Raw genomic sequence first — 16975 nt, forward strand, 5'->3', positions numbered from 1 at the left:
TCGATATGACGCATGTTCAGTCCGGGCCGTCCGCAACACAGTTGCTCGCCTGGCTCGGGGCGGACGTGATCAAGCTGGAGTCGGTCGGCGGCGACATCACACGCCGTCAGTTGCGGGACGTACCGGACGCCGACTCGCTCTACTTCACGATGCTCAACTGCAACAAGCGGAGCATCACCCTGAACACCAAGACACCGCGGGGGAAGGAGCTGCTGACCGAGCTGATCGGCCGCAGCGACGTCCTGGTGGAGAACTTCGGGCCCGGCGCGGTCGACCGGATGGGGTTCACCTGGGAACGCATCCGCGAGATCAACCCGCGGATCGTCTACGCCAGCATCAAGGGCTTCGGCGAGGGCCCGTACACCGGCTTCAAGGCGTACGAAGTGGTGGCCCAGGCCATGGGCGGGGCGATGGCGACCACCGGGTTCGAGGACGGGCCGCCGCTGGCGACCGGCGCGCAGATCGGCGACTCGGGCACCGGGGTGCACTGCGTCGCCGGCGTCCTCGCCGCGCTCTTCCAACGCACCCGTACCGGCCGCGGCCAGCGGGTCAACGTCGCCATGCAGCATGCGGTGCTCAACCTGTGCCGGGTGAAACTGCGGGACCAACAGCGGCTTGCGCATGGGCCGTTGACGGAGTATCCGAACGAGGGCTTCGGCGACGAGGTGTGCGCGGCAGCGGCGGCAACGCCGGCAGCAGGGCAGTCGGCAAGGTGCAGATGCGCTCCCCAACGACTACGTCTATGTGATCGTGCAGCCGGTCGGCTGGCGCTGCTCACTGACATCACCTGAGCCAATAATGATTAATCCGGATCGCGGACGGATATTTCGCCCATGCCATTAATAAAAGGCTGCTGTATACAATGAAGCAAATATCGATAAGGAGTGAATAACGCCGCCGCCCGTGGCGGAGGTGTTTTAGAGTAATAACTCGCCCACAGACATCTCCCTGTGGTCATCCCCGTGCAGGCTGACTTGGCTGAGATCATCAAACTAATGAGGATCCTCACTGGCCGCCGACGGCAGGTTTGAGGTCAGAGAGCACATCCAGCGGTAATTTTCACCAGACACTGATTGCCAGCTTCGCTGAAGCTCTCTCCTTGACTCTGTTTGCATCTGTACTTCTGATTATCTGACTAAGATCGAGGGCCATCTGCCCATATATATGTTCATATCTGGATGAGCTGATGATCCGTGAGATATGGATCACCGCCAATGCCGTTTTCCGCCTAAGGTTATCTACTGCTTACATCTACCCAGTGACGATCCAGCCCGCGGAGGGACTGAGGAAGATCATCAGATGGTCATGACTGATCTTTCGCTCCTCAGATCGCCACTTAAGAGATCATTTCTAGTGATCAGCCTGGTCTGGCGGCGTCGAGGTGTTAGTGTTCACCACCATTATCCGACCGATCTGCGGCGGCGCGCAGCGCGCGGCTGCAGCAGATTTGCCGAGCAGGTAGAGGCATCAAGGTCACCGATCCGACGTCTGGCATCGGCGCGCGCCTGGCTGGGCGCATCCTAATGAGGTGCTCATATGCTGCCAGACACCTCCGTCTGCGCCGGTCTTCCGGCTGAGGTAGCGACGCCGCGCGCGCGCTGCCGCCGCCTGCCGCTACGTGTCACTCCACAAGGCGGCAGGCGCAGATGCGCTCGCGCGGTGTCTGACACCAGAACAGATCCTGAGCCAACCAACAAACGTTTTCCCAAAAATACCTTCCACCGAAATACTTCGGACGTTGAGGAAGTCCTGAAACCCAAAAACAGCTCTTGTAAGAGGTGCATCATTTTCACGCCATTGCGAAAGGATCCTGTTAAGAGAATTACAGACCCATGAATATAATGAATAAAGGAGAGAATGGTGAGAAAGAGGCACGGTACAGTACATATGGTGAAGTTGTTTACATGCAGCACACATTTATGTCCCATCACTACTACTACAATAATAATATCAATAATAACATAACAATAATACACAATAATATTAATAATACAATATTAATATTACGTCACTACAATAATACAATAATACAATAAGCAATAATAATAATAATAACAACAAGGTTGCATGGCGAATAGATCTACACTGAGGTTAATCCGGCCGATTTGCAGCTTCCCCTGACGATCTGGCAGGCGCAGGACTCCCACCGCCGACGACATCCTCGGCCGCAAGGCGTACCGCTCGGTGCGGGACGTGCCGGGCGAGGTGGACGTGGCGGTGTTCGCCATCCCCGCGCCGCTGGTGCCCGCGGCGCTGGAGGAGGCCGGTCGCAAGGGCGTCCCGAACGCGGTGCTGATCCCGTCCGGTTTCGCCGAGACCGGTGAACACGCCCTGCAGCAGCGGATCGTGGCGATCGGGACCGAGTGGGGCATCCGGCTGCTCGGGCCCAACATCTACGGCTACTACTCCACCTGGCAGGACCTGTGCGCGACGTTCTGCACCCCGTACGACGTCAAGGGCGGGGTGGCGCTGACCTCGCAGTCCGGCGGCATCGGGATGGCGATCCTGGGCTTCGCCCGGACCACCCGGACCGGCGTCTCGGCGATCGTCGGGCTCGGCAACAAGGCGGACGTGGACGAGGACGACCTCCTCACCTACTTCGCCGAGGACCCGCACACCGACTGCATCGCGATGCACCTTGAGGACCTCAAGGACGGCCGGGCGTTCGTCGCGGCGGCCCGGGAGACGGTGCCGAAGAAGCCGGTGGTGGTGCTCAAGGCGGGCCGGACCGGTGCCGGGGCGCGGGCCGCGGGGTCGCACACCGGCGCACTGGCCGGCGACGACGCGGTCTACGACGACATCCTGCGGCAGGCCGGGGTGATCCGGGCGCCGGGCCTGAACGACCTGCTGGAGTACGCCCGGGCGCTGCCCGTACTGCCCGTCCCCCGGGGTGACAACGTGGTGGTGATCACCGGCGCCGGCGGCTCCGGGGTGCTGCTGTCGGACGCGCTGGTCGACAACGGGCTGCGGCTGATGGACGTCCCGCCCGACCTCGACGCGGCGTTCCGCCGGCTGATCCCGCCGTTCGGGTCGGCCGGCAACCCGATCGACATCACCGGCGGGGAGCCGCCGGCCACCTACGAGGCGGCGCTCCGGCTGGGCCTGTCGGATCCCCGGATCCATGCCCTGGTGCTGGGCTACTGGCACACCATCGTCACCCCGCCGGCGGTCTTCGCCGAGCTGACCGGGCGGGTGGTGGCGGAGTTCCGGGCGCGCGGGATCGAAAAACCGGTGGTGGCGTCGTTGGCCGGCGACACTGAGGTCGAGGAGGCGGCGGCCCGGCTCTTCGCGCGCGGGGTGGTCGCCTATCCCTATACGACCGAGAAGCCGGTGGCGGTGCTCGGCGCGAAGTACCGCTGGGCGCGGGCCGCAGGGCTGCTGCGGACCTAGGTCGTGTCGTCTTCTCAGTGAGCACGGAGAGATCGGACAGAGGGCGCGCTGACCGGATTTTCGATTCCGAGGTGAAGGGTATGGACCGCAGCGAACGGGACGGCACGGAAACGACCGCAACGATCTATCGGGAAATCGTCGACGGCAAGGGCCGGGTCTACCGGGTCGGCGAATCCGACCGGGAACTTCTCGGCGGCCACTCGCGGAAACTGATGGTGTATCTGCCGTGGCTCGCGATGATGGCCATCGGCGTCTCCGAATACGCCTACGGTTCGGCCGAGGGAACGCTGTCGCACGCACATGGGTGGACGCAGAGCGACACCTTCTGGATTCTGAGCGTCTGGGTCTTCTGCCAGGCCGGAATCGCCTTTCCGGCGGGCTGGTTACGGGAACGCGGCATCCTCACCGCGCGCCGGGCCATGCTCCTCGGGGCGGTGCTGAGCCTGGTGGGCTTCGTGTCACTGGCGCACCTGGACGATGTGCTGGCGGCGATCTGCGGTTTCGGGGTGGTCGGCGGTATCGGCTCCGGGCTCGTCTACGCCACCTGCATCAACATGGTGGGCAAATGGTTTCCGGAGCGGCGCGGCGCGAAGACCGGATTCGTCAACGGCGGATTCGCCTATGGCGCACTGCCGTTCATCTTCGTCTTCAACTACGCCTTCGACTTCGGGGATTTCCAGGACGTACTGGACGGCATCGGGATCTACGTACTGATCGTGGTGGCGGGCTGTGCCTGGTTCTTCAAGGATCCGCCGAAGGATTGGTGGCCCGTCGAGGCGGATCCGCTGAAGGCCGGCGGGTCGGGGCAGGGTCCGGCATTCCTGGCGAAGAATCCGCCGGCGGTGCGGCAGTTCACGCCCAAGGAGGCGATGCGCAGCGGGATGCTCCCGTTGATGTGGGTGAGCGTGGTGCTGACCGCCGGCGTCTCGATCTTCGGGATCTCGTTCCAGGTGGACTTCGCCAAGGACGTGGGGTTCGGCCCGCTGGTCGCGGCCTCGTCGATGGGGGTGATGTCCGTCGTCAACGGCGTCGGCCGGGCCGTGGTGGGCTGGCTGTCGGACCTGTGGGGCCGGAAGGCGACCCTGGTGTTCGTGATCGTCGTCCTGGGGCTGGCCCAGTTCGGGGTGTTGTGGGCCGGGGACATCCACAGCCAGTGGCTGTTCCTGTTCTTCGCCTTCCTGTCCGGATTCGGCGGCGGCGCCTTCTATCCGCTCTTCGCGGCGCTCACCCCCGACTACTTCGGCGAGAACTACAACGCCTCCAACTACGGACTGGTCTACAGCGGCAAGTTGATCAGCGGTCTGTTCGGCGGCGGACTGGGTTCGACGGTGGTCAGCGCCTGGGGCTACAACGGCGCATATCTGCTGGCCGGCGGCCTTTCCCTGGTGGCTGCGGCGTTCACCCTGCTGCTGCACCAGCCGGGTCGGACCCGGCTGCGCGACGTGCCGCCCAACCCCCGGCCGATCAGTAGGGAAATGACCTGAGCGGGACGACACGTTCGGGTGCATTCCCCTTCAGCGGGGATCGGCGCCGTGTCCTGGGAGCGGCGGGGCCGTTTGGGTGTGTGCCGACGGAAGACGTGCCGCGAGCGGCAGAGCGCGCGCGCCACGTCCGTTTGGCCGGCGGTAGACGCCGCTTGATCTCTGAAGCAGAAAGGGACTGTCCACCATGACGTACTCCAAGGCCGCTGCGGTTGTTGCCGGCGCGGTAATGGCCCTGGGCGTCGCCGCCCCCGCGTTCGCCGACGGCCACCGGGGTGTCGCGACGGATGCCAAGAACCTGCTCGACAGCAGCCCGGTGGCCAAGAACGTCGTCAAGAAGCCCCCCGTGAACATCGACGCCGTCGTCAACGCCGTCGCCAAGACCGCGGACAAGCTGAAGACGACGCAGGACGCCGGCAAGCTCCCGGTCGGCAAGACCACCATCGGCAAGGCCGCGCACCCGCGCCACTGATGGTCGCACTGCCGGCCGGCGCTTGTCGGACGGAGCGATGACGGAATGCCGGACGCCCCGTTCCTGCCACGGCAGGGACGGGGCGTCCTCCGGTGTCGGGGGCTTCCTGGGAAGCAGAACTCCCGGTTGTCTCCCCGGTGATCAGCCGGCGGTCGTCCGGGGCTGCTCGGCCCTCGCCTCGCCGCTGGTCACGGCCCGGTCGGCGATGGCGCGGTGGTGCTGGACGACTTCCCCGATGATGAAGTTGAGGAACTTCTCGGCGAACGCCGGGTCCAGTCGGGCGTCTTCGGCCAGGCGGCGCAGACGGGCGATCTGGGCGGCCTCGCGGGCCGGGTCGGCGGGCGGCAGGCTGTGCCGGGCCTTGAGTTCGCCGACCTGCTGGGTGCACTTGAACCGCTCGGCGAGCAGGTGCACCAGTGCGGCATCGAGGTTGTCGATGCTGCCGCGCAGATAGAGCAGCCGCTCCCGGGCCGCCTCGTCGGCGACGGAGGCCGCCTCGCCGGCCGCCGGTGCTGTCCCTTCGCTCATGTGCGTCTCGCCGTTTCTGGTCGGGTTCTGGGTGGTTCGTCCGTGATCAGGTGGTGCGTGATCGCCTGCACCCTACCCGGCGGTGGGCCGGTCATCTCCGCTGGTCTCGCGGATCGGACGGGAGGTGGGCCGGCGGGGGCGAGGATCGGCCACCCGTGAGGGCGCCGCCGCGTCAGGCGTCCTCGCCGTCGCGTTCGTGGTACGTCCGCCGGGTGTGCTCGGTGTGCGCGCGCATGACGGAGGTGGCGCGGGCCTCGTCGCCGTCGGCGATCGCCGCGATCAGCTCGCGGTGTTCGGCCCAGGACCGCTTGCCGCGCTTGCGGGCGACCGGGGTGTAGTACCAGCGCACCCGCCGTCCGACCTGCGCGGCCAGCTCGGCGAGGACGGCGTTCCCGGCCAGCTCGGTGACCTTGGCGTGAAACGTGGCGTTGAGCGCCACCGCGGTCTCCACGTCGTCCTCCTGGACGGCGCGCTCGCCCTGGTCGCAGAGCCGCTCCAGCTCGGCGATGCCGGCCGGGTCGGCGTGGACCGCGGCGAGCCGGGCGGCCTCGGCCTCCAGCAGCGTGCGCACCGTCAGCAGCTGGTCGGCCTCCTCCTCGGTGGGCTCGTGAACGAAGGCGCCCTGGGCGGGGCGCAGATCGACCCAGCCGTCGGTGTCGAGCCGCTGGAGCGCTTCGCGGACCGGCTGGCGGGAGACCCCCAGGTGGCCCGCCAACTCGCTCTCGACCAGGTGCTGGCCGGGGCGGAGCGCGCGGGTGGTGATCAGTTCGAGCAGTGCCTCGTAGACGCGCTCGCGCAACGGGCCGGGGCGTTCGAGCTTGGGCACGGTGCCCTGCGGCAAGCCTCTGGACAGCATCGAGGTCCCCCTCCATCATTGGCTATCGTCTACAGTCTACCGAGCGTCCCCGCTCCCCCACAGGCCGCCGCGGCGATCCGCCGGCCGGCCACGGTCCGCACCGGCGGCGCCGGACGAACGCCCGTACCGGACAATGGACGGGCCATCACCACAGACAGAACCGGGGCTGATCAGACATGGGACGGGTCACCGAGCGACGCCGCGTCATCCGGATCCGCGACGGCGCGGTGAGCAGCCGGCCGGACACCCTGGTCGCCGAGGAGCCGCTGGAGATCCGGCTGAACGGCAAGCCGCTGGCGATCACCATGCGCACCCCCGGTGACGACTTCGCGCTGGCGGCGGGGTTCCTGGTCAGCGAGGGCGTCCTGGGGAGCGCGGACGAGCTGGCGAACATCGTGTACTGCGCGGGAGCCACGCGCGGGGGAGAAGCCGAGACCGGGGGCGGCGGCAACAGCTACAACGTCGTGGACGTCCGGCTGGCGGACGGGGTCGTCGTCCCGGACCTCACGCTGGAGCGCAACGTCTACACCACGTCCTCGTGCGGGCTGTGCGGCAAGGCGAGCCTGGACGCGGTGCGGACCACGGCCCGCTGGCGGCTGGACGACGCCCCGGATCCCGCGGTCCGGCTCACCCCGGAGACCCTGGCCGCCCTTCCCGACCGCCTGCGGGCCGCCCAACGGGTCTTCGACCGGACCGGCGGTCTGCACGCGGCGGCGCTGTTCACCGCGGACGGCGAACTGCTCGACGTCCGCGAGGACGTGGGGCGGCACAACGCGGTGGACAAGATCGTCGGGCGGGCGCTGCAGGACGGCCGACTGCCGCTGTCGTCCGGTGTGCTGATGGTCTCCGGACGGGCCTCGTTCGAGCTGGCGCAGAAGGCGGTGATGGCCGGCATACCCGTGCTGGCCGCGGTCTCCGCGCCGTCCTCGCTGGCCGTCGACCTCGCGGCCGAGACGGGGCTGACGCTGGTCGGCTTCCTGCGCGGGCGGTCGATGAACGTCTACGCGGGCGCGCACCGGCTGGCGCTGGACCCGGCGGCCGCCGCGGGCTGACGCCGCCGGCCTCCCTGCCCCACTCCCCCTTACCTCACTCCCCCGGTGTCACGATCCGGGTCAGCAGTGCGACCAGTTGGGCGCGCTCCTCGTCGCTGAGCGCGGCGGTCAGTTCGGCGTTGGCCGCGTCGCCGAGCCGCTCGGTGCGACGCAGTCGCCGCTTCCCCTCGGCCGAGATCTCGATGGCGTTCTTCCGCCGGTCCCTGGCGTCGGGGGTGCGGGTGACCAGCCCGTCCTTCTGCAGGTCGTTGACGATCGCGACCATGTCCTTGGGGTCGATCCCGACGGTCCGGCCGAGCTCCGCCTGGGAGACCGGGCCGAGTTCGGCGACGGCGCAGAGCACGGCATGGTGCATCATCCGCATGCCCTCGGCGGCCAGCGCCTCGGCGACCAGCCGGTGCCCGCGGGCGGCGGCACGGCCCAACAGCCAACTGGGGAGGGCGCGGATACGGCTGGGGGCGTAGGGGGTGTCGGCCATGGGGCCACCGTACCCAGGAAACCGTGGGTCCCACCAACGTAAGCGCCAGGGAAGAACCGTTGGACTTCCCAACGGTTTCATGGTTATCGTTGGGGCACCCAATGAAACCGGCCGCGGTGCTCGCGGCTCGTTCCCACGGAGGTGACGGCCCATGCGCCAGGTGCGATTCCATACCTACGGCGGCCCCGAGGTCCTGCGGCTGGAGGAGACCGAGGACCCGACGCCGGGACCCGGTGAACTCCTCGTCCGCACCGAGGCGATCGGCGTCAGCCTGCCGGCGGTGCGCCGGGTGCGCGGGGACGGCAAGGGCGGCGGCGATCCGCTGCCCGGCGTCATCGGCGGCGAGATCGCGGGCGAGGTGATCGCCCTGGGTCCGGACGTCACCGACTTCGCGGTCGGCGACCGGGTCACCTCGATCACCCTGACCGGCTCCTACGGCGAACTCGCCCTCGCCCCGGTCGCGCTGGCCAGCCGTGTCCCCGACGGCGCGAGCGCGGTCGAGGCGGTGGCGCTGGTGCGCGGCGGGCACGTCGCGCTGGCCGCGCTGAGCACCGCGGCGCCGGCCGCCGGCGAGTCCGTGCTGATCACCGGCGCGGCCAGCGGCACCGGCCACCTCGCCGTCCAACTGGCCAAGCTCCAGGGCGTCCCGCGGGTGGTGGCCGCGGTCGGCTCCCCGGCCAAGGCGGAGTTCCTGTACGGGCTGGGCGCCGACGAGGTGGTGACGTACGACCAGGAGTCCTGGGGAGAGCCGGTCGACATCGTGCTGGACGGGGTCGGCGGGGAGCTGCTGCCGCGCGCCCTGGCCGCCGTCGCGCCCGGCGGGCGGCTGATCTTCTTCAACTCCGGCGGCGGCACGGTCCCGGCCTACGAGCTGTTGGCCGGCGCGAAGACCATCACCGGGCTGACCATGCGGCGCTTCGTCGCCGTCCATCCGGAGATGTACGCGCGGCACCGCGCGCAGTTGTGGGAGCTGGCCGGCGCCGGCCGGCTACGGGCCGCGATCCACGCCGAGCTGCCGCTGGCGGACGCCGCGAAGGCCCACGAGATCATCGAGGCGCGGGCCAACCTCGGGAAGGTGGTGCTGCGGCCGTGAGGCGCCGCGACCCCGTAGGACGCGGTCGTCCCACCGGCCCCAGGTGGTGCACACGGCGCAGTGCGCCCGGCCCGGGAGAGTGAATTCCGGGTCGGGCGCGGAGAACCGACGCAGGCTCCTTGTCGCACCTCCCGCACGGCAGTAGCTTCCGTCACATCTGCACATAGGACGTTGGATGTCCTGATGACCCGACCCGATGCCTCGAAGGGCAGGCCGGACCATGACGTCAGATCTCCGCGCGCACCCCCGCCTCCGCCGCAGACCCCGGCACCGCCGTGCCCAGGCCGCCGCCGTCGCGCTGGCCGCCACCGCCCTCGCCGCCCTGGCCACGGCTCCGGCCCGGGCCGCCGCTGACGCCCCTTCAGGCGGCTTCGACCAGCAGGTGCTGTTCAAGGCGGCGCACGAGAAGGGCTACTTCTGCTTCCGTATACCCGCCATCGTGCGGACCGTCCGCGGCACCCTCCTCGCCTTCGCCGAGGGCCGGGTGCACGACTGCGGGGACGCCGGCGACATCGACCTCGTCCTCAAGCGCTCCACCGACGGCGGCCGGACCTGGGGGCCCCTCCAAGTCGTCAACCACGGCGACGGGGACACCCACGGGAACCCGGCGCCCCTGGTGGACCGCCGCACCGGCCGCATCATCCTCGCCGAGACCTACAACAAGGGCCGTACCGACGGCCTCAGTTGCGACGTCCCCTGCGACCGCACCCCGCATCTCCAGTACAGCGACGACGACGGCGCCACCTGGTCCGCACCCCGCGACCTGACCCGCAGCATCCGCCCCCGCCGGTGGAACTCCTGGTACGCCACCGGCCCGGTGCACGGCATCCAGCTCGCCCACGGACGGCACGCCGGGCGGCTGGTCTTCGGCGTCAACGCCGAGAGCTACACGGGCGCCCGGATCACCGCCAACCACGCCGCGCTCGTCCACAGCGACGACGGCGGCACCACATGGCGGGTGGGTGCGTTGGACACCTGGCCGATCGCCCCGGACGGAACCTTCCGACAGAAGCCGTCCGAGATGACCCTCCTGGAGCGCTCCGACGGCTCGATCTACGTCAACGGCCGCGAACAGGACGGCACCGACCTCGGCAACCGCACCGCCACGGTGAGTCGGGACGGCGGCGACTCCTTCACCGCGCCGTTCCGCACGATCCCCGACCTCTACACCCCGATGGTGCAGGCGTCCGCGCTGCGGCTGCCGCGCTCGTCCGGCGACGGCGGCCACGGCCGCACCCTGTTGGCCGCGCCGGCCGACCCGGACCGCCGCCGCACCATGACCATCCGCTCCTCGTACGACGAGGGCCGCACCTGGGAGGGCGTGGACCGGGGCGCCCGGGTCAGCGCCGACTGGTCCGGCTACTCCGACCTGGTCGCCGTCTCCCCCACCGTCACCGGCCTGCTCTACGAGGGCGGCACCGCCGACGCCCGGGACGAGATCCGCTTCGCCCGCTTCACCGAGCAGTGGCTCGGACCGCGCCGCGGCCCGGACCCGACCACCCCCGACCGGGCCCCCGGCGCCCGGCCGGCCCTGGTCCTGGGCGGCGCCCGGCTCACCGACGGCCCCTTCGGCCGCGCCCTGTCCTTCGACGGCACCGACGACGCCGTCCGCCTCCCCTACCGCGACTCGCTCCCGCTGGGCAGCCGGGACTTCACCTGCGCCCTGTGGTTCCGCTACCGCGCCGCCGCCGGCGAACAGCCGCTGCTGTGGATGGGCGGGGTGGGCAGCAGCTCCCCGCAGGTCGCCCTTGCGGGCGATCCCGCGCACCACCGGATCACCGCGCTCCTCACGGCCATCGACGGCGCCCGGGCGCCCGCCACCGCCAAGGTCGCCACCGCCGGCGCGTACAACGACGGCGACTGGCACCACCTCGCGCTGCGCCGCGCCGGCGGCCGGCTGCTGCTGACCGTCGACGGCACCGCGACGACCTCGGCCGCGGACGTTCCCGGATCGGTCAGCCGCACCTCGGTGTTCGGCGTTCACCTGGGCCAACGGCCGGACGGCCGGGCGCAGTTCACCGGTGCCCTGGCGCAGGTGCGCGTCTACCGCCGGGCGCTCACCGACGCCGAACTCTCCCGGGTCCGCGAGCGCAACGCCTCAGCGGCCGGCCCGCTGGTGCTCGGACTCCCGCTGGACCGGGTCGACGCCGACCGCTGAACCGCCCCGGTCGGGCCCGGAGCCATCGGGCCCGACCGCCGGCGGCGGCTCGGCGTCGGCCCGCGCCGCGTACCGCTTCGCCAGCACCGCGCACACCATCAACTGCATCTGGTGGAACAGCATCAGCGGCAGCACCGCCAACCCGGCCTGGGCACCGAAGAGGACGCTGGCCATCGGCAACCCGGCCGCCAGGCTCTTCTTCGAGCCGGCGAAGGTGATCGCGATCCGGTCGCCGCGCGGGAAGCCGAGCTTCTTCGAGCCGTACGAGGTGACCGTCAACATGGCGGCCAGCAGCACCGCCTCCACGCCCAGCAGGCACAGCAGCCGCAGCGGGGAGACCTGGTGCCAGATGCCCTGCACCATGCCGGCGCTGAACGCGGCGTAGACGACCAGCAGGATCGAGCCGCGGTCGACGTACCCGAGGACCTTCTTGTGCCGGGTGAGGAATCCGGCCACCCAGCGCCGCAGCACCTGCCCGGCGACGAACGGGAGCAGCAGCTGGCAGACGATCGAGACCAGGGAGTGCGCGGAGAAGCCGCCGCCGTCGCCGTGCAGCACCAGCCCCGCCAGCAGCGGGGTGACGACGATCCCCACGATGCTGGAGAACGAGCCGGCGCAGATCGCCGCCGCCACATTGCCGCGGGCGATGGAGGTGAAGGCGATGGAGGACTGGACCGTCGAGGGCACCAGGCACAGGAAGAGCAGACCGGTGTACAGGGCGGGCGGAAGCACGAAGGGCACCAGGAACCGGGCGGCCAGGCCGAGCACCGGGAAGACCACGAACGTGCAGGCCAGCGTGGCCAGATGGAGGCGCCAGTGGCGCAGTCCGTCCATCGCCTCCCGGGTGGAGAGCCGGGCCCCGTAGAGGAAGAAGAGCAGCGCGACGGCCCCGGTGGAGGCGCCGTCCGCGACGGTGGCGGCGGCGCCGCGGGCGGGCATCAGGGCGGCCAGGCCGACCGTACCGAGCAACGCGAGGAGGTAACCGTCCACGGGGAGCCAGGCGGGCAGGCGGAACACAGGGCGGCGCATGGTCTCTCTTCGGGTTCGACGGCTCACGGGTGGTGGCATGGACGGTGCCCGCTCCAGACTGCCGGGCGGAACGGCAATCGGGAACCCCTCTTACCGTGGTGACTGCCATCATGAAGCACGATGAGCACCGGGAGCACCGGGAGCACCGGGAGCACCGGGAGCACCGTCGGGAGGCGTCGTCCGTGTTCGAACCCGCGCAGCTGCGCACCTTCCTCGCCGTGGCGCAGACGCTGAGCTTCACCCAGGCCGCGCACCGGCTGGGGCTGCGCCAGTCCACGGTGAGCCAGCACGTACGGAAGCTGGAGGAGGCCGCCGGGCGGCGGCTGTTCGCACGGGACACGCACGCCGTGGACCTCACCGAGGACGGCGAGGCGATGCTGGGGTTCGCGCGCACCATCCTGGAGGCGAACGAGCGGGCGGCGAGCTTCTTCGCCGGGACCCGGCTGCGCGGGCGGCTGCGGTTCGGCGCGTCCGAGGACTTCGTGCTGACCCGCCTGCCGGAGGTGCTGGAGGGCTTCCGGCGCGACCACCCGGAGGTCGACCTGGAACTGACCGTGGAGCTCTCCGGCACCCTGCACGAGCTGCTGGCGGCCGGCCGGCTCGATCTCGTCCTGGCCAAGCATCGGCCGGAGGGGCCGCGGGGGCGGCTGGTGTGGCGGGACCGGCTGGTGTGGGTGGGCGGCGAGCGGCTGCGGCTGGACCCGCAGCGGCCGGTGCCGCTGGTGGTCTTCCCCCCGCCCGCGGTGACCCGGGCGCGGGCCCTGGAGGCGCTGGAGGGACAGGGCCGGGAGTGGCGGATCGCCTGCACCAGCGGAAGCCTGAACGGGCTGATCGCGGCGACCCGGGCGGGGCTGGGCGTGATGGCGCACACGCGCGGGATGATCCCGCCGGGCCTGGTGCGGATACCGTCCCGGGCCGGGCTGCCGGAGCTGGGCGGGGTGGACTTCGTCCTGCTGCACGGGGAGCGGGCGGGGGCGGCGCGCGGCCCGGCGGAGGCGCTGGCCGAGGCGATCCTGGCGGGCGGCGACCGGCTGCACCTCCCGTAGGCGGCCGTCCCGGCGCCCGAGAAGGCACCCGGAATCCGCCGTACCGCTTGAGGTCGCCGGCGCCGTGCGCCGGGCGGCGCCGGCGCCCTCCGCGGGCCTGCCCGGGATCTCCCGAGAACCTCCCGGAGATCGTCGCAGCGCCCCGGAATATGCCTCCGACGTGCTCTGACCCCGCGACAGATGCAGAGATTTGGTGCAGATCCAGTCCCGGCACAGTGTTCGTCCAGCGGTGAACCAGTCAAGCAATGTCCACCGTTACCCGAAGTAACCCGATTTCCCGTCCTGGCCGGTTACGGTGGCAGCGCCGTCGCGGCGTGGTAGCGCCCTCCCACCGGCCGTCCCCGTGGGGTACGGTCGCGGCCTTGTGAGAAGCACCACGAGGAGCTGGGTCATTGCGCGAGTTCACCGTCCCTCCTTTGGCGACCGCGCCCCGGGTCGGCGGGCTGGCCGACTCGGTGTACGACAACGCGGAAACCGACCCCGGACGGACCGCGCTGGCGCGTAAGGACGCCGCCGGGCAATGGCGGAACGTCGACGCCGGGCAGTTCCGGGACGAGGTGATCGGACTCGCCAAGGGCCTGCTCGCGCAGGGCGTCCGGTTCGGTGACCGGGTCGGCATCATGTCCCGCACCCGCTACGAGTGGACGCTCTTCGACTATGCGCTGTGGTCGGTCGGCGCCCAGTCCGTCCCGCTGTACCCCACCTCGTCGGCGGAGCAGGTCTTCTGGATGCTGCACAACGCCGAGGTCTCGGCGTGCCTGGTGGAGCACGAGGACCACGCGATGACCGTCGGCTCGGTCGTCGGCAGACTCCCCCAGCTGCGGAAACTGTGGCAGCTGGACGCCGACCCGGTCGCCGAGCTGACCGCGGCCGGGGCGCACCTCGACGACGAGGTGGTGCACCGGCACCGGATGGCGGTCACCCCGGAGGCCGTCGCGACGATCATCTACACCTCCGGCACCACCGGCCGCCCCAAGGGCTGCGTGATCACCCACGCCAACTTCATGGCCGAGGCCGACAACATCGTGCTGCGGTACGACAAGGTCTTCCGCTCCAAGCCCGGCGACGAGGCGGCCACCCTGCTCTTCCTGCCGCTGGCGCACGTCTTCGGCCGGATGGTGCAGGTCGCGGCGGTCCGCGGCCGGGTCAAGCTCGGCCACCAGCCCGAGCTCTCGGCCCGGGCGCTCCTGCCGGACCTCCAGGCGTTCCGGCCCACCTTCGTCCTGGCGGTGCCCTACATCTTCGAGAGGGTGTTCGCCGCGGCCCGCCGGCGGGCGGAGGCCGAGGGCAAGGTCGGTCCCTTCGACAAGGCCGTCGAGATCGCGGTCCGCTACGCGGAGGGGCTGGAACACAAGGCGTTCGGCACCGGCCCCGGCCCCGGCGCCGGGCTGCGGATGCAGCACCAGGTCTTCGACAAGCTGGTCTACAGCAAGGTCCGCGAGGCGCTGGGCGGCCGGGTGCGGCACGCGATGTCCGGGGGCTCGGCCATGGAGCGCCGGCTGGGCCTGTTCTTCGCCGGCGCCGGCGTACGGATCTTCGAGGGCTACGGCCTGACGGAGAGCACCGCGGCGGCCACCGCGAACCCGCCGGAGCGGACCCGCTTCGGCACCGTCGGCACGCCGGTCCCCGGCACCAGCGTCCACCTGGCCGAGGACGGCGAGGTCTGGCTGCACGGCGGCCAGATCTTCCAGGGCTACCACAACGACCCCAAGGCGACCGACGCGGTGCTGCACGACGGCTGGTTCGCCACCGGGGACCTCGGCGTCCTGGCCGAGGACGGCTATCTGACGATCACCGGGCGGAAGAAGGAGATCCTGGTCACCTCGGGCGGCAAGTCGGTCTCGCCGGTGCCGCTGGAGGAGCGGGTGCGGGCCCATCCGCTGGTCGCCCAGTGCATCGTCGTCGGCAACGACCGCCCGTTCATCGCGGCGCTGGTCACCCTGGACCCGGAGGCGGTCACGCACTGGCTGGCGATGCGCGGCAAGCCGGAGATGCCGCCGCGCGACCTGGTGCGCGACCCCGACCTGGAGACCGAGATCCGGCGCGCCGTGGTCGCCGCGAACACGCTGGTCTCGCAGGCCGAGTCGATCCGCACGTTCCGGATACTGGCCAACCAGTTCAGCGAGGAGCACGGCCTGCTGACGCCCTCGCTGAAGCTCAAGCGCAAGGCGATCGAGGCGGCGTACGCGGCGGAGGTGGACGCGCTGTACCGGGGGTGAGAGCGGTGGGTCCGCGGGCCGGCCGGACATGACGGTGAACGGGCGGTTTTTCTCGGCGTGCACGGGAATGTCCGGGGGCGGATGATCGTTGACGTCCCCGAACACGACAGTCGACGTAAGGATCGAATCCCCCGTGAGCACGGTTCCGTCCATCACGCTCAACAACGACGTCACGATGCCCCAGCTCGGCTTCGGCGTCTGGCAGATCCCCGATGACGAGGCGTTCACCGCCGTCAGCCACGCCCTTGAGGCCGGGTACCGCAGCATCGACACCGCGGCCATCTACGGCAACGAAGAAGGCACCGGCAAGGCCCTCGGCGCCTCCGGCATCGCGCGCGAGGAACTCTTCGTCACCACCAAGCTGTGGAACTCCGAGCAGGGCTACGACTCCACCCTCCGCGCGTTCGACGCCTCGCTCGCGAAGCTGGGGCTGGAGTATGTCGACCTCTACCTGATCCACTGGCCGCTGCCGGCCCGCGACACCTATGTGGACACGTACAAGGCGTTCGAGAAGATCTACTCCGAGGGCCGCGCCAAGGCCATCGGCGTCTCCAACTTCTTCCCCGCCCACCTGGAGCGGCTGCTCGGTGAGACCTCCGTCGTCCCGGCGGTCAACCAGATCGAGCTGCACCCGCAGCTCCAGCAGGCCGAGTCCCGCGCCTTCCACGCCCGGCACGGCATCGCCACCGAAGCCTGGTCGCCGCTGGGCCAGGGCAAGGGGCTGCTGACGGACCCGACGATCGTCAAGATCGCCGAGAAGCACGGCAGGACCCCGGCCCAGGTGGTCCTGCGCTGGCACCTCCAGGTCGGCAACGTCGTCATCCCCAAGTCCGCCACCCCCTCGCGGATCCGGGAGAACTTCGACGTCTTCGGCTTCGAGCTGGACGGCGAGGACCTGTCGGCCGTGGCCGGCCTGGACTCCGGCACCCGCCTCGGCCCGGACCCTGCCACGTTCGACGTGGCCTGAGGGCCCGACCGCTCGCGTCACGGCCCGGGCCCGCTGGTCCGGGCGTCGTCCGGGGCACGGCCCGCGGCCGTGTGCGCGGTGCGCCGCGGCGCCGTCCGTCCCCTCGGGGCGGGCGGCGCCGCCGTATGTCGGGGCGCTTCCCGAGGGGCCGTTCCGCCGGAGCGCGGGGCGCCGGGCCGCGGCCCCGAGTGGCGGGCTCCGCGGGC

The 16975-nt window shown here is 70.3% G+C and carries 12 protein-coding genes and 2 pseudogenes; 10 read left to right on the plus strand and 4 right to left on the minus strand.

Annotated features, from left to right (window positions below; translation table 11 throughout):
* Window positions 1-5: 5 nt before the first annotated feature.
* From MOV08_RS10215 to MOV08_RS10230, 4 genes and pseudogenes are all read left to right on the plus strand, one after another.
* Window positions 6-771: pseudogene (locus MOV08_RS10215) on the plus strand (CoA transferase); the annotation flags it as partial.
* Between the two features lie 1371 nt (window positions 772-2142).
* Window positions 2143-3390 (plus strand): annotated as a pseudogene (locus tag MOV08_RS10220) (acetate--CoA ligase family protein); the annotation flags it as partial.
* A gap of 80 nt (window positions 3391-3470) precedes the next feature.
* Window positions 3471-4874 (plus strand): OFA family MFS transporter, encoded by a 1404-nt coding sequence (locus MOV08_RS10225; protein WP_275307156.1) that lies wholly within the window; start codon window positions 3471-3473, stop codon window positions 4872-4874.
* 184 nt (window positions 4875-5058) lie between these two features.
* Entirely contained in the window at window positions 5059-5343 is a 285-nt protein-coding gene (locus tag MOV08_RS10230; RefSeq protein WP_275307157.1) for a hypothetical protein, read from the plus strand.
* 141 nt (window positions 5344-5484) lie between these two features.
* Here MOV08_RS10230 and MOV08_RS10235 read toward each other — a convergent pair whose 3' ends face one another.
* Together MOV08_RS10235 and MOV08_RS10240 are read right to left on the minus strand one after the other, a co-directional pair.
* Window positions 5485-5871: a chorismate mutase gene (locus tag MOV08_RS10235; protein ID WP_039631151.1), complete on the minus strand. Its 387-nt coding sequence runs from the start codon at window positions 5869-5871 to the stop codon at window positions 5485-5487.
* A 172-nt stretch (window positions 5872-6043) separates the two neighbouring features.
* Complete coding sequence (locus MOV08_RS10240) at window positions 6044-6727, minus strand: GntR family transcriptional regulator (RefSeq protein ID WP_039631153.1); 684 nt, start codon at window positions 6725-6727, stop codon at window positions 6044-6046.
* 176 nt (window positions 6728-6903) lie between these two features.
* On the opposite strand from MOV08_RS10240, the gene fdhD reads away from it, so the two are divergent.
* Window positions 6904-7779: a formate dehydrogenase accessory sulfurtransferase FdhD gene (fdhD, locus tag MOV08_RS10245; RefSeq protein ID WP_275307159.1), complete on the plus strand. Its 876-nt coding sequence runs from the start codon at window positions 6904-6906 to the stop codon at window positions 7777-7779.
* A 34-nt stretch (window positions 7780-7813) separates the two neighbouring features.
* Here fdhD and MOV08_RS10250 read toward each other — a convergent pair whose 3' ends face one another.
* On the minus strand, window positions 7814-8257 hold the full coding sequence (locus MOV08_RS10250; protein ID WP_039631157.1) for a MarR family winged helix-turn-helix transcriptional regulator: 444 nt from the start codon (window positions 8255-8257) through the stop codon (window positions 7814-7816).
* A 151-nt stretch (window positions 8258-8408) separates the two neighbouring features.
* On the opposite strand from MOV08_RS10250, the gene MOV08_RS10255 reads away from it, so the two are divergent.
* Both MOV08_RS10255 and MOV08_RS10260 read left to right on the plus strand, forming a co-directional pair.
* On the plus strand, window positions 8409-9350 hold the full coding sequence (locus MOV08_RS10255) for a quinone oxidoreductase family protein (RefSeq protein WP_275307161.1): 942 nt from the start codon (window positions 8409-8411) through the stop codon (window positions 9348-9350).
* A gap of 220 nt (window positions 9351-9570) precedes the next feature.
* Window positions 9571-11508, plus strand: a complete 1938-nt coding sequence (locus MOV08_RS10260) for a sialidase family protein (RefSeq protein ID WP_275307162.1) — start codon at window positions 9571-9573, stop codon at window positions 11506-11508.
* Here MOV08_RS10260 and MOV08_RS10265 read toward each other — a convergent pair.
* The gene (locus tag MOV08_RS10265) at window positions 11449-12537 is read right to left on the minus strand and encodes a bile acid:sodium symporter family protein (protein ID WP_275307164.1); all 1089 of its coding nucleotides are present in this window, start codon (window positions 12535-12537) and stop codon (window positions 11449-11451) included. The two genes, MOV08_RS10260 and MOV08_RS10265, sit on opposite strands and share 60 nt — an antisense overlap.
* Before the next feature lie 182 nt (window positions 12538-12719).
* Between MOV08_RS10265 and MOV08_RS10270 the strand changes: the two genes are divergently transcribed.
* The 3 genes from MOV08_RS10270 to MOV08_RS10280 all read left to right on the plus strand — a co-directional run bounded on the left by MOV08_RS10270 (window position 12720) and on the right by MOV08_RS10280 (window position 16769).
* Complete coding sequence (locus MOV08_RS10270) at window positions 12720-13583, plus strand: LysR family transcriptional regulator (RefSeq protein ID WP_039640445.1); 864 nt, start codon at window positions 12720-12722, stop codon at window positions 13581-13583.
* 392 nt (window positions 13584-13975) lie between these two features.
* The gene (locus MOV08_RS10275) at window positions 13976-15802 is read left to right on the plus strand and encodes an AMP-dependent synthetase/ligase (protein ID WP_275307165.1); all 1827 of its coding nucleotides are present in this window, start codon (window positions 13976-13978) and stop codon (window positions 15800-15802) included.
* A 133-nt stretch (window positions 15803-15935) separates the two neighbouring features.
* Window positions 15936-16769: an aldo/keto reductase gene (locus MOV08_RS10280; protein WP_039631167.1), complete on the plus strand. Its 834-nt coding sequence runs from the start codon at window positions 15936-15938 to the stop codon at window positions 16767-16769.
* Window positions 16770-16975 lie beyond the last annotated feature (206 nt).

The organism is Streptomyces yunnanensis, from assembly GCF_029011865.1.
Classification (GTDB): Bacteria; Actinomycetota; Actinomycetes; order Streptomycetales; family Streptomycetaceae; genus Streptomyces; species Streptomyces yunnanensis.